The 13,093-nt window shown below is 43.3% G+C and carries 17 protein-coding genes; 11 read left to right on the forward strand and 6 right to left on the reverse strand.

Annotated features, from left to right (window positions below; all coding sequences use genetic code 11):
• Positions 1-84 precede the first annotated feature (84 nt).
• From pabC to OZ660_RS08705, 6 genes are all read left to right on the forward strand, one after another.
• Entirely contained in the window at positions 85-936 is an 852-nt protein-coding gene (gene pabC, locus OZ660_RS08680) for an aminodeoxychorismate lyase (RefSeq protein WP_274743229.1), read from the forward strand.
• 50 nt (positions 937-986) lie between these two features.
• Complete coding sequence (mltG, locus tag OZ660_RS08685) at positions 987-2,006, forward strand: endolytic transglycosylase MltG (RefSeq protein ID WP_274743230.1); 1,020 nt, start codon at positions 987-989, stop codon at positions 2,004-2,006.
• 88 nt (positions 2,007-2,094) lie between these two features.
• Positions 2,095-2,751, forward strand: coding sequence for a dTMP kinase (gene tmk / locus OZ660_RS08690; protein ID WP_159624930.1), 657 nt, complete (start codon positions 2,095-2,097; stop codon positions 2,749-2,751).
• Positions 2,751-3,632 carry a DNA polymerase III subunit delta' gene (holB, locus tag OZ660_RS08695; protein WP_202265359.1) on the forward strand — a complete coding sequence of 294 codons (882 nt, stop codon included), beginning with the start codon at positions 2,751-2,753 and terminating at the stop codon, positions 3,630-3,632. The genes tmk and holB overlap by 1 nt, the downstream gene beginning before the upstream one ends.
• Positions 3,633-3,694: 62 nt before the next feature.
• Complete coding sequence (locus tag OZ660_RS08700) at positions 3,695-4,474, forward strand: TatD family hydrolase (protein WP_274743231.1); 780 nt, start codon at positions 3,695-3,697, stop codon at positions 4,472-4,474.
• Positions 4,475-4,499: 25 nt separating this feature from the next.
• The gene (locus OZ660_RS08705) at positions 4,500-5,057 is read left to right on the forward strand and encodes a pyridoxamine 5'-phosphate oxidase family protein (RefSeq protein ID WP_274743232.1); all 558 of its coding nucleotides are present in this window, start codon (positions 4,500-4,502) and stop codon (positions 5,055-5,057) included.
• A gap of 65 nt (positions 5,058-5,122) precedes the next feature.
• Here OZ660_RS08705 and OZ660_RS08710 read toward each other — a convergent pair whose 3' ends face one another.
• Together OZ660_RS08710 and OZ660_RS08715 are read right to left on the reverse strand one after the other, a co-directional pair.
• Positions 5,123-5,758 carry an SDR family oxidoreductase gene (locus tag OZ660_RS08710; protein WP_274743233.1) on the reverse strand — a complete coding sequence of 212 codons (636 nt, stop codon included), beginning with the start codon at positions 5,756-5,758 and terminating at the stop codon, positions 5,123-5,125.
• A 202-nt stretch (positions 5,759-5,960) separates the two neighbouring features.
• A complete protein-coding gene (locus OZ660_RS08715; protein WP_202265365.1) occupies positions 5,961-7,781 on the reverse strand; it encodes a M2 family metallopeptidase in 1,821 nt (606 codons plus the stop codon).
• A gap of 249 nt (positions 7,782-8,030) precedes the next feature.
• Here OZ660_RS08715 and OZ660_RS08720 point away from each other — a divergent pair, with 249 nt between their 5' ends.
• From OZ660_RS08720 to OZ660_RS08735, 4 genes are all read left to right on the forward strand, one after another.
• The gene (locus OZ660_RS08720) at positions 8,031-8,204 is read left to right on the forward strand and encodes a hypothetical protein (RefSeq protein ID WP_201283836.1); all 174 of its coding nucleotides are present in this window, start codon (positions 8,031-8,033) and stop codon (positions 8,202-8,204) included.
• 38 nt (positions 8,205-8,242) lie between these two features.
• Positions 8,243-8,578 (forward strand): iron chaperone, encoded by a 336-nt coding sequence (locus OZ660_RS08725; RefSeq protein ID WP_274743234.1) that lies wholly within the window; start codon positions 8,243-8,245, stop codon positions 8,576-8,578.
• A 176-nt stretch (positions 8,579-8,754) separates the two neighbouring features.
• Complete coding sequence (locus OZ660_RS08730) at positions 8,755-9,114, forward strand: DUF4870 domain-containing protein (protein WP_274743235.1); 360 nt, start codon at positions 8,755-8,757, stop codon at positions 9,112-9,114.
• Positions 9,115-9,192: 78 nt separating this feature from the next.
• The gene (locus tag OZ660_RS08735; protein ID WP_202265395.1) at positions 9,193-9,774 is read left to right on the forward strand and encodes a DJ-1/PfpI family protein; all 582 of its coding nucleotides are present in this window, start codon (positions 9,193-9,195) and stop codon (positions 9,772-9,774) included.
• Here the strand turns inward: OZ660_RS08735 and OZ660_RS08740 are convergent.
• The 3 genes from OZ660_RS08740 to OZ660_RS08750 form a co-directional block, all read right to left on the reverse strand.
• Positions 9,759-10,520 (reverse strand): substrate-binding periplasmic protein, encoded by a 762-nt coding sequence (locus OZ660_RS08740; protein ID WP_274743236.1) that lies wholly within the window; start codon positions 10,518-10,520, stop codon positions 9,759-9,761. The genes OZ660_RS08735 and OZ660_RS08740 overlap by 16 nt on opposite strands.
• A 224-nt stretch (positions 10,521-10,744) precedes the next feature.
• Positions 10,745-11,149, reverse strand: coding sequence for a YchJ family protein (locus OZ660_RS08745; RefSeq protein WP_274743237.1), 405 nt, complete (start codon positions 11,147-11,149; stop codon positions 10,745-10,747).
• A gap of 239 nt (positions 11,150-11,388) precedes the next feature.
• Positions 11,389-11,787 carry a deoxyguanosinetriphosphate triphosphohydrolase gene (locus OZ660_RS08750; protein ID WP_202265401.1) on the reverse strand — a complete coding sequence of 133 codons (399 nt, stop codon included), beginning with the start codon at positions 11,785-11,787 and terminating at the stop codon, positions 11,389-11,391.
• A gap of 224 nt (positions 11,788-12,011) precedes the next feature.
• Here OZ660_RS08750 and OZ660_RS08755 point away from each other — a divergent pair, with 224 nt between their 5' ends.
• Positions 12,012-12,443, forward strand: coding sequence for a YqaA family protein (locus OZ660_RS08755; RefSeq protein WP_226433135.1), 432 nt, complete (start codon positions 12,012-12,014; stop codon positions 12,441-12,443).
• On the opposite strand, the gene OZ660_RS08760 is transcribed toward OZ660_RS08755, so the two are convergent.
• Positions 12,435-13,088 carry a sulfite oxidase heme-binding subunit YedZ gene (locus OZ660_RS08760; protein WP_274743238.1) on the reverse strand — a complete coding sequence of 218 codons (654 nt, stop codon included), beginning with the start codon at positions 13,086-13,088 and terminating at the stop codon, positions 12,435-12,437. The genes OZ660_RS08755 and OZ660_RS08760 overlap by 9 nt on opposite strands.
• Positions 13,089-13,093 lie beyond the last annotated feature (5 nt).

The following is a 13,093-nucleotide window of genomic DNA, read 5'->3' on the forward strand; positions in this document are numbered from 1 at the left end:
AATATAGCTGCCTTTCTTGTTTGACTACAACAACTTGGTATACTCACCATATATTATATGCCCATGAGTCATACTGAGTACGCAGTGCAAATTATCACCGACGATACACCCATACAGCCTAGCGACAGGGCTTTTAATTATGGCGATGGGGTATTTACTACCTTATGTATTGAAAACAGCCAGCCGCAGTTACTCTCTTTTCATATCAATCGGCTTATCTACGATGCGAGTGCTATTGGTATAACACTCGATGAAACAGCGCTTGAACAGGCGATAGTTGATTTTGCAACAAAGCAAGTCCCCAACAATGTATCGACACAATCTGAGTGCACCAAGCAAGTGCTCAAAGTGCATGTTTCAGCCGGTATCGGTGGGCGAGGCTACGCGAGAGATGATGAGAGTGTGCCGCAGGTGCGCTTTTCTTTCCATCCATACCCTGTCCATTATACAGCGTTAGCCGAACAAGGAATGGCTCTTATTTGTGCAGAGACCGCGCTAGCCATACAACCCATATTGGCCGGTGTGAAGCATATGAATAGACTAGAACAAGTCTTAATAAAGCGAGAAATTAAAGCATCGGGTGCCGATGATGCCATTGTGTGTGATACACAAGATCACGTTGTTGAAAGCAGTATCGGTAACGTTTTCTTTTACGCGAACAGTACTTGGTATACGCCATCGCTCAAAGGAAGTGGTGTAAATGGTGTAGTAAGGCAGTGCTTAATTCAGGCATTACTCAACGACAATCAAGCGTTAAATGTGGGTGAATATGCGCTGAGCGATCTAGCGAAAGCCGAGTGTGTCGTAGTGACAAACGCATTAATGGGGGTTATGCCCGTTAATGCTATTACCTTTCCCGACGCGAGCATTGTGCGGTATCAGGTTGATAGCCAGCCTCAACAGGAGCTTGCTCGACACCTACGTAAACATTTATAGGTGAAACCCGTGTCAGCACTTTTACTATCTAACACTAGGAATGTTAAAGCATGAAGCGAGTGGTAATTATCTGTCTTACAATAGCCTTGTTGGCCGCTGTTTGCTTGTCTGCAAGCGTGCTTTATATTTCGGGTAAGGTAAATGCGCCACTGACAATTGGTCAAGATACGTTGTTCACCCTTGAAAAGGGGAGCAATGCCTATCGCACTTTGAAGCAACTTAGAAATCAGGGTGCAACAGACGTAACGCCACTGGTAGGTAAAGTGTGGCTTAAATTTTTTGCTAACGACACGTCGGTAAAGTCTGGAACCTATATGATAAGTCCAGGGCAGTCTTTAGTTGATGTATTCAATATTTTCACGCGGGGTGATGAATTCCTGTTTGCAGTAAGCCTAGTAGAAGGACTCACGCTGTCTCAATGGGCAGAAACATTAAGTGGGCACGCAGAATTAATTTTCGATATTGATGACACCACCCTGGCAGCTACAGTAAACCAAACCAAGACCCAATGGTGTTGTAATGACGTTGAACATAACGAAGGGTTGTATCTTGCAGATACTTATTTTTTTACACAAGGCACAAAAGCGAGTGAAATTCTTAGCCGAGCACATCGCGCCCTTATTGATTATATCGATAAGGCCTGGCAAACGAGAGCCCTAGATTTACCGTTGGAAGATCCTTATCAAGCGCTTATTTTGGCCAGTATTATTGAAAAGGAAACCGCAGTGCCCGAAGAGCGTGATCTTATAGCAGGCGTTTTTGTTAATCGGCTTAATAGCAATATGCGTTTACAAACTGATCCGACGGTTATCTACGGAATCGGTCCTAATTTCGATGGCAACATTACACGCAAACATTTGCGCACACCAACACCTTATAACACTTACGTAATCAAAGGCCTACCACCAACTCCTATAGCAATGGCAGGTAAAGCGGCGATACACGCAGCACTTCAGCCTAAACCGACTGATGCGCTATATTTTGTCGCAAAAGGCGATGGCAGCCATCAATTTTCGACAACACTGGAAGCACATAACGCTGCTGTGCGAAAATACCAGCTTAAACGCTAATAGGTGATGCCCTTTTAAGCAATTCGGGCAATAGCATGTAGGGCAATAGCCACTTCATGTCCCGTAACAAGAGATAAAGAAAGACGATATGCGCGGAAAATTTATAGTAGTAGAAGGCCTTGAAGGTGCGGGTAAAAGTTCGGTTATTGGCCTTATAGTAAACGCGCTTAACGCTCATGGTGTAGTTGTTGAGCAAACCAGAGAGCCTGGTGGAACGCCAATGGCTGAAGCCATTAGAGAGTGTGTAAAGCATGATTGGGAAGAAAATGTTGCCGAAGAAACTGAACTACTATTAATGTATGCGGCACGTGTACAACTATTAACGAATAAAATTTTACCTGCTTTAGAGAAAGGCAGTTGGGTAGTGGGCGATCGCCACGACTTATCTTCTCAAGCTTATCAAGGCGGAGGTAGGGGCGTAAGTGAGAATACGATGAGTGCGATAAGTGCTATTGCACTGAACGGATTCAAACCCGACTTGACCATTTATCTGGATGTAGAACCTAGTGAAGGTTTAGCTCGAGCTCGTGGACGCGGCGAACTAGATCGTATCGAGCAGGCTGGCCTTGCATTTTTCGAGCGCACCCGTGAACGCTATCTAGCATTGGCAGAACAAGATAATGCAATACATGTCGTTAGCGCTATGCAGCCTATGAATGACGTTCATAGAGATGTTTTAGATGTGGTTGAGCACTATATCCAAGAGCAATCTCACAGTAAATCTTCAACGCCGTGTAACAACTAATGCTCAACTGGTTTTCTGATTTATACACATCCCTTATCTCGCGTTATCATGCGAGAAAGCTCCATCATGGATTACTGTTTACTGGTGCAAAAGGTATTGGAAAATACCACTTGGCCGAACAATTGAGTTTTACACTGTTATGTAAGCAGCCCTCAATATCTGGCCCTTGTGGAACATGTCAAAGCTGTCACTTGCGCTCAGCCGGCAATCACCCTGATTTCCATATTCTTGAGAGCGAAAAACAGCTTGGTGTTGATAAGATAAGAGAAGGGATCGCAAAGTTATCGGGAACGGCGCAGATGGGCGGGAATAAAGTACTCCTTATACCGCAAGCCGATACCATGACTGAAGCAGCGGCTAATGCATTGTTGAAAACGCTCGAAGAGCCCACAAATAACACATACTTGGTGCTGATAACGCACAGTGTGAATAAGCTTATGCCTACGATTTTAAGTCGTTGTGAAAAGCACGTATTGCCATTGCCTACGGTGCAGCAAAGTTTGAACTACTTAAACGAGCAGGGCGTACAAAATGTGGATGAAGCGCTGCTTGCGGCATACGGAAATGCACCTTTGCGTCTAGAAGCGGCTTTGGGCACAGAGGATGATTTTAATTATCGCGTATACACCGATGGCATGCAGGCATTGTTAGCTGGCGACCCTAAGATGCAGCCACAAATACTTGCCAATAAATGGCAAGATCATGCAATTCAGGTTGCACACTGGTGTCAATTGCAGGCGCATCAGTCATACGTGAAACATCAGCATCCCCAAAACTATGCGCGCTATAGCGCGTGTGTAGAAGCGGTAAAAACGCTTCAGCATCCAGGGGTGAACAAGTCGATGGTGTTATTTGGTTTATTAAAACAATTTCAACGGTAATGCTCATACTTTGCGTGTGCAAAAATTATGTAGTGTTACTTAATAATTTATAAAGGTGTAGTTTGTTTGTAGATTCTCACTGTCACTTAGACAGATTGAAGCAAGGTCCAGAAGCGTTAGCTGAAACCCTCAACTTTGCACGAACCAGAGGTGTGGAGCACTTTTTATGCGTTTGTGTATCGGTTAATGATTATGAAACCATGCTTGATACCGTAAAAGCGTTTGACGATGTATCGGTGTCTTGTGGCGTTCACCCACTGCATCAAGATGATGCCTGTAGTTACGAAGTTCTACTTGAAAAGGCGCAGCGCGATGAGGTGGTAGCGATAGGCGAGACGGGTTTAGACTATTTTTATAGCCCCGAAAGCAAATCGGTCCAGCTTACGTCTTTTGTCGATCATATCAAAGTGGCGAATGAAACGAATAAGCCGCTGATTATCCATACCCGAGATGCGCGAGAAGACACGATTAATTTGCTTCGCGAACATAAAGCACCGCACACCAAAGGGGTTTTGCATTGCTTTACTGAATCACTAGAAATGGCACAAGCTGCAATGGAGCTTGGGTTTTATATTTCGATATCAGGCATTGTGACGTTTAATTCTGCTGATGAATTACGTGACGTTGTAAAGGCTATTCCACTTGATCGCTTACTGATTGAAACTGATTCACCTTGGCTTGCACCGGTACCTCATAGAGGTAAGCAAAATCAACCAGGTTATGTGGTTGAAGTTGCAGAATTTATTGCTGATCTCAAAGGAATAACGGTCAAAGAGTTAGCAACGATTACGACGCAAAATTTTTATGAATTGTTCTCTTTGGCACGTAAGCAATCAGCTTAACGTTTGAAGGTAAGGAGAGAAGCGTATGCCACGATGGCGACAGGGACTGACAAAGAGTCTACATCAATCGCGCAGCATGCCTGAAAGTCGTTATTTTCAGCTTGCTTCTGTAGATGAAGCGGGAATGCCATTTTGCCGCACAGTTGTGTATCGTGGATTAACTGATAACAACCAATTGATGGTAATTTCGGATACCCGCTCAGAAAAATATCAGCAACTCAGTGATAACCCTAAAGCACAAGTGTGCTGGTATTTTTCTAAGACACGTGAGCAATACAGGTTCTCAACGCTATCAACAGTGATTACGCTTGAGGATGACACAACGCTTGTCACTGCGCAGTGGCATAAACTGTCTGATGCAGGAAAGAAACAATTCCTATGGGGCGAGCCGGGTAGTGTTCGCAATGATGAGCGTGCACTTACGATAAACGGTCACTTTGAAGATGTACCAACGCACTTTTGCGTAATTTTACTGGCTATTTACGAGGTGGACTATTTAAATTTAAGGGGCAACCCTCAGTATCGTGAACGACATCACCTTGATAAAAACGATAATTGGTCTAGCCAGTCGCTTATCCCTTAAAAAAGCCCCTATATTGGGGCTTTCGTAATTCTAATTGCAAGATTTTGATTACAAGCAACAATCCATCACTCTAGTACTTGTGCAATCGGCGTATCGCCTTTAAATAGGTGTGTGATAAGATTTTCGTTGCTCGCACGAGAAACACTTTCAACAATAGCTGTCGCTACGTCTTCTCTTGCTATTACCGCTTCACTTTTATTCGTTGGCATGTCTGTGCGAACTAAGTGTGTACCCGGTTCATTGAGCAAGGTTCCCGGACGCAGAATAACATGCGACAAACCACTATTGATAAGATGTTCATCAGCCATATGCTTAGCCACGAGATAGGGCTTAATAGCAGAATCAACAGCATCGGGATCACCTGCACCAATGGAGCTCACCATGACAAATTTCGATACGTTAGCTGCTTTGGCATAGTTTACTGCATTACGAGCAGCCCATAGGTCAATCATTAAGGTTTTGTCAGCGCCAGTGTTTCCACCAGAGCCTGCTGTAAATACAACAACGTCGACGCCCTCAAAATGCGCTGAAAAGTCTTTCTCTAAATCTTGTTCAACAACGGTTAAGCTATCGCTTTGAATGTCCGATAGTTTGTCAGGACTGCGCACTGGCGCAATAACGCGATGTCCTGCTTCAAGCAACTTTCCGGTTGCTTGTTTACCAATTTGGCCTGATGCGCCAATCACGAGAACGGTAGCCATAAAATAAACCTCCTTGCATGTCGCGTTTTATAAACTCAATGATTTATAGTCAGCTCAGAGATATGCGATCACTTGTTGCGCTGAAATACATAGTGGGTCGTTAGAAAGCAATTTACGAAAATAGTGTAAAGACAGCGCCAATAAAAAAGCCTCGCAGGTGCGAGGCTTTGACATAAGTTATCAACAATTTAGCAAATAACGCTTACCAACCACATTGGCGCGTAGCGTTTTGCTCATCTAGCCATGTTTTCAATGGGGCGAAGTATGCTGCAATAGTGCTCGCATCCATCTCTGGCGAGCCCGTCAGCGTCTCTAGGGCATTCTGCCAAGGCTGACTCATACCCATTTCAAGCATCTTATTCAACGCTTGCCCTGCTTCTTCGCTACCGTAAATTGAACAGCGGTTAAGCGGGCCTTCATCGCCAGCAATATCACATAACGCTTTGTGGAATTGGAACTGTAGAATGTGCGCTAAGAAATAACGTGTATAGGGGACGTTCGCCGGAACGTGATACTTTGCACCAGGATCGAAAGCATCTTCGCCGCGTGCGACTGGGGCCATTACACCCTGGTACTTTTCACGAAGTTCCCACCACAAGTCATTGTATTGTTCAGGCGCTACTTCGCCTGACATTACTTTCCAACGCCACTGATCTACCATTAGACCAAATGGAATGAAGGCAATCTTGTCTAACGCAACTTGCATCAACATGCCGATATCATTAGATGCATCAGGAATTTCATCAATTAAGCCAATTTGCTTTAGATACTTCGGCGTGATTGAAAGGGCAATGGTGTCACCAATCGCTTCATGGAAGCCGTCATTTGCTGAACCGCGATATAAAAGCGGCTGGTTTTTATAGGCACGTTGATAATAGTTGTGACCCAATTCGTGGTGAATGACGTTAAACTCTTCGCCTGTTTTTTGAATGCACATTTTGATACGCAGATCATCTTTGTCATCCAAATCCCATGCAGAAGCGTGACATTGAACGTCTCTACCTTCTGGCTTTTGGAACATTGAGCGTTCCCAGAAGGTTTCTGGCAACTCTTCAAAGCCTAACGACGAGAAAAACGACTCTGCTTGCTTGACCATGCTAAGCTCATCGTAACCTTGTGCATTTAGTGCCGCAGTGACGTCTGGTACCGTCATTTCCTGCTGCGGTTTAACGATATCGTATACGTTACCCCATGTTTGCGCCCACATGTTGCCGAGTAAGTGCGCAGGTATAGGTTTATCTTGAGGTACAACGTCTTCACCATAATGCTCGCCAAGTTTTGCACGAACGTGACAGTGAAGCGACTCGTAGAATGGTTCAACCTGAGACCAAAGGCGATCAAGTTCCTTTGGAAAATCATCCGCTGGCATGTCGTATTTGCCACGCCACAGTTCACTGACATTAGCAAACCCCAGTTCAGCAGCCCCTTCGTTGGCAATTTTAACTTGCTCTGCATAAAGCGGCGCCATGGGCTTAGACACATCGCGCCAGCCTTTCCAATACTCTAACAGCAGATCTGCATCGCGAACGCTTGCCATTTCACCGCTCATTTCTACGAGACTTTTGCAAACACCTTCTTCGTTGCAATATTCGCCAGAGCCATACATGGCGCTAAGCTCTGAACCAATTTTCGCCAAGCGCTCAGCCTTTTGTGGATCTGAAGGCGGTGGCATGGTTAGACCATTTTTTAGCAGGTCCAACTGACGGCGGGTGTCAGCATCAACGTCGACGTCATTAAACTTGGCGGCTTCTTTAGCTAATGTTGCCACTTTTGTTGAAAGAACTTCGTTGAAATAGGCGCTAACAGCAGCGGTATCATAGTTAATGTTGGTCGCATAACTCCACTCTGCGTGTGCAGCGGGAACCTGCATTTTTTCGATATCGCTTTGTGCTTGAGCTAGAAATGCTTTTGCGTCTGCGGCGCTTAAGCTTGGCGTTGTGGTTGTTTGTGTTGTGCTTTCGCCACAACCAAACAATGACACGCTAACTAAAGCGGCCAGCAACGTGCGTTTGTGCTTGATCATTGTCTGTCCTTAATTATTGTGATTTTGCTGTGATTTACAAAGACATGCGAAACCATTGTGAAACGCCACCGATGATTTGTAAAACAAAATTAGCATACGCACCGTGTATTTGGTGTATTGCTGTACAAAAACTTACAAAATTAAGCGGTATCAGTGCCTTGGTTTTAGACCTAAACGCCATAGTTGTGACTATAATAACGTTGTTTAACGCGCTATAGGTTTGCGCGTGATGATAAATAAGGAAGTCGTATGAAAGCGCTTGGTCGTCTTGCACTTATATTGGTTTTGTTGTTTGCTGCATTATTCTTCTACAGCATGGGGATGAAGTCGGGTGCGTTTCTGTTCATTTTGCTTGGTTTCTTGTGCGAAGCTGGGTTTTGGTTGGGAATATTTCCACTTAAGCGAAACAAAACGAGTTCATAGCAAAGTACCTTTCCCAATTTCACAATGTGGGGTGATATATGACAGTGAATGAGTATATTCAGGGCCTTGTGGAAGGCCGTCGTCAAAAGGTTCAGTTGCTGTCTGACCTTATTCTCTCGCTCTATCCCAATGCAGAAGTTTCAATGAAGTATAAAATGCCTACGTTCTCTATAGACGCTGGCTGGGTGGCGATTGCCAATCAAAAAAATTACGTATCGCTCTATACTTGCTCTGCGCAGCACCTAGAACAATTTAAGCAATGTTACCCTATGATCAAAACAGGTACAGGTTGCATCAACTTCAAAGATAAGGATGATTTGCCGATTGACGCGTTAAAGCAGGTCATAACAAGTGCAATGGATTTCGACCACTAACGGTGCATGTTTATCAACTTAAACGCGCTACAGATCTTTGAGGTGATGATAAGACAAATATAAATATCGATATGGTGATTAGTTCCGAAGTCGATTAAAGTATAAATAATACGCACAAAACAAGATCATGTAGATGCGTCAGGTTTATAAAATTCATAAAAAAGGAAGCGATATCAATGGAAGAAAAAATGTATTGGGGAATGACGAGTCGTACTTACTGCACGGTAATTCACCTTAGCCAGCTAACGAGCTTTATTATTCCAGGGCTTGGGCTCATCTTACCTATTGTCCTGTGGATTGCGAATAAAGATCAGGATGAGGCAATAAATCAACACGGCAGAGTTACCGCAAATTGGCTTTTGAGTTTACTTGTTTACTCTGTGGTTTGTATGGTACTTGCTTTTATTCTTATCGGCTTTATCGGCTTTGCTATTTTAGGTTTGCTCAACCTTGTTTTTGCTATTGTTGCAGCGATGAAAGCGAACAACGGTGAATTGTGGCCATACCCTTTAAGCATTCAGTTTTTCAAGGGCTGATAGAAATAACAACAGTAAGATGCCTGAGGTGTTAAATCAGGCATCGGTCTATGTACTTGGAAACGGTTTGGGGATAACGTGAATATCGGTATTTTTATCTATGATAAGGCTGAAGTGCTAGATATTGGTGGACCGTTTGAAGTATTCAGCGTTGCTAAGCGGTTGGTTGAAGAAACGTGGAATATCTTTACCATATCTGATGCTAAACATACGATTTATGCGCGTGGAAACCTGCCGATAGTGCCACATTATTCTATATCCAATCACCCACCACTCGACATCTTGTGCGTAGTGGGAGGTGAACATTTTGCGATGTTAGATAATGAACGTGTTCTGAGGTGGCTTAGGCATTGCAACGATACAACCTCAATCACCTGCAGTGTCTGTACCGGCGCGTTTATACTCGCCGCTGCCGATGTTTATAAAGCTATGCCGGTCACCACACATTGGGAAGATCAAGAGTCGTTACAGACAATGTTCCCACAGCTTGATGTTGTAAGAGACAAGCGCTGGGTACATCACGGTAAATATATTTCTTCAGGTGGCATTTCGGCAGGGATAGATATGAGTCTTTATGTGGTCTCAACGTTGAGTGGTCTTGATGCTGCTAGGGCCGTGGCTCGACAAATGGAATATGATTGGCATTACTTAGGTGAGTAACGTGTATTATTGATATGCCGTTTAAGAGATTCCTCGTACAAGTCCTGCGCTAAAAACTCCCTTATGTAGTTATTGAGCACATTTCTCGCTTCAACCTGAGACGGATGCATTATTAATCTTGCCGCCACAACACTTGTTGGAGTCTCAGAGCGGTGAAACGGTAGCCCTTTAAACATATCTTGTTGCTGCAATGCCCGCATATTTTTCACATTTAGCTCGGCAGCGTCACATCTTCCAAGTAACACCATTTTAAGCATGGTCTCATGGTTAGACGAATCGATTCGAACAAGGTTTCCTTCATCAAACCAAGGTTGAAGGCCGGGGTAGTGAAACCCTCGTCTTGTGCATATTCGAGCGTGGGTGTGAGCGTTTGCCCCAAAACCTGTTGGCAAAGGTTTGTGGGAATAAAGGTAGCTTTTATGTAAAAAAATGGGATCAGTCGCAATAAAACGCTCGGGTTCATCTAACCATTCAAGGCTTGAATAAAACATATCTAGCTGACCTTCAGCAACAAACGTTTCACTTCTGCTTCTATGAGAGTCAACATAAGTCACTTCTATCGCATTGTCATTTTCTGCGGTGGTCAAAATGTCGGGAATAACACCTACGTAGTGCTTTTGGGCAGCGTCGAAGTACAAATGTGGGGGAGTACCTGGCGAATTAATGGCAAGTGTAAGTTTGATGGGGGTAGCGTATGCTTTAACGCTCGCTAAATAAACTGCGATGATTAACAAGAAGCGAATCATACTTAAAACCTCTACTAGCAGTACTTCACCTTATTTTAAAGAGCGACAAAGCCACTACCTCAAATGGCGAAGAAATGAGCCAGAGTACAACACATTTATCATATCTCCTGATATTAGCTCAACAGTGTACTTTAAAATGACTTAGCTGGCATGGCTTGCGTTATTAGCAATTAGGATGAATTTGAATTTAGTAATAACGCAATACAATGTCATCAAAATATTGCTTATCGAGCTTTAGATGCACAACACTGCTTAAATTTTTTGTTGCTGCCGCATGGGCAAGGTAAGTTTCGCCCCAACTTTACTTTGCCACAGTCATCATGCAATAGGCCATCATGATAGCGCCACAGTCCGTCTTCTTTGACAAAGTTGGATGTTTCATGCAGCTGATATACATGTTTATTCTCAAAATAATAGGCAGTGAATTCCACTGTGTCTTGCGTCAGCGTCAAACGTTCAGACTCTAACTGTAATTGTGATGATTTATTGATTACAAGGGCAAACCATGTAGCACCCGTTGCGCTATCCGCCAGTTCATTAACGCTAAGGTTGTTTCGTTTTTCTTCGGTGTAGGTATTTAATACATAGTCGAACTTATTAAGCGCGTAAGCGGTGAAACGTGAGCGCATTAGTTGTTCTGCAAAAGCAGGCGTTACAGAGCCTGATAAAAAAGGTTCGCAACAATTCTTAAAAGAATTAGAAGAGCAGCAAAAGCAGCGCATAGGAAAGGCCGTTAAAATCTTAAATTAGCGAGCCATTATATATCCGATACGTAGCCGTTTCAGTAATTTTCCTTAGCAACAAGATTAAATAGGCACAAAAGCACCACCATATCTACAATGAACGAGTTGCTTAGTAAATGATGAGACTACCAAGGTCCTACGGCCAGGTTTTGTTGCTCGTTAGAACTGTCTACACGCACGTTAACCAAACTCACAGAGTAAAGCTCACACAGTTTCCTAATCATTTCACTGTCGGTGGGTTGTAAATCAAGATCGATGTTTTCTACATACAGTGTTTTACATTGGCCACCTGTTATTAGCTTGCTTATCCATTCAGGCATTTTTTCTCTATCTGGTTTTTGAATGCGAATTGCATGATCAACATCCTTTGAAAATGAGACTGAACTAGCAAGCAAATAATTCCAGCCCTTTGGATTGTTACTTCTGCCTTCTCCAGGAAAACCTTCGAAGGGAAGAGGAAGTTGTACAACATTTGAAACAGAAGTACGCAACATGTTGAAACGAGAAACTGATGAAATATTCATAACTCTTCCTAATAAAATCTAGTTAACTGTTTTTCTATACAGCGTGTATGTGTATACAGTAGTTTTAATTAGTATGGTTTGCAAGTGTTAAGTTGTATTTTTTTTGCTCAAACCGAACGTTTGATCATAAGTGTTTATAATTTATGGATATTTACTGTGACTAGAAACGGTATGTTTGGTATAACTCGCACAATAATGTTAGTGCTAGGTACTGGGGAGGACTGGTGGCTGGTTTATCAAGCTTAGGGTATGTGGGACTATTTTTGTCAGCGTTTTTAGCGGCAACAATATTACCGTTAAGCTCAGAAGTGGTACTTGGTACGCTTTATTCTTCCGGGCTATCGGCGCTTAATTTACTTATAGTTGCGTCGCTGGGTAATGTGCTTGGCTCTTTGGTTAATTATGTGTTGGGGCTAAAATACGGAAAGGTAATAGCCATTAAATGGTTACGGATAAAAGAAAGTACTTTTGAGCGCGCGAGCGATATCTATATGAAGTGGGGGAAATGGAGCCTGTTATTAGCGTGGGTCCCAGTTATCGGAGACCCAATCACTTTGGTTGCAGGCACACTACGCACGCATTTTGTATTTTTTCTTTTTTGCGTTGCCTTTTGTAAGACCGCGCGTTATGCCGTACTGCTATATATTTTAAGCTAACGTTGTTCGCTTTTTCCTAACTTGCTTCTGCTTGTACTGATTAATCCATTTCTTAAAACGCGGCGTTAACACGCCAATACCTATTAGCCAATACCAAACTGGCTCTTGCCAAAAGGTCTTTTGAGACCAACTAAAGTGAAGTAGTGTCAGCGGCAAAATGAGATAAACCGTGTTATGAAGCTTCTGCCAGCGCTTTCCCATTTTGCGTTGAACGCGTTTAAAAGACGTTGCGGTTAGGGCCAAAAGTAAAAGTAATGCAGTCATACCAACGACGATGTAAGGTCTGCTCACTATTTCACTTGCGACTAACGCCAAATCTAATTGGATTTCAAAAAACACATAGGTAAACAGGTGAGCAAATGCATAAACGAAGCTGTAAACACCGATCATACGCCTAAATTGCAATGGTTCAGGGCTCGGTAGCCACCGCGCTAACGGGCTTAATAGCAAGGTTGTTAAGAGCAAATGTATAGCCCAAATACCCGTTTCGTTAATAAGTGTATTAACGGGATCTGGGCCTAAATTATCATTTACTCCTGCATAAAAAAGCCAAAACAAATAACCAAGTAACGTTATATGCAATGACGCTTTTATCAAACGGCGCTGAAGTAGGCTGAGGCGTAGTGGCTTTTTTTTCAATGGCATAATAT

The organism is Alteromonas sp. 009811495, assembly GCF_028865455.1.
Lineage (GTDB): Bacteria > Pseudomonadota > Gammaproteobacteria > Enterobacterales > Alteromonadaceae > Alteromonas.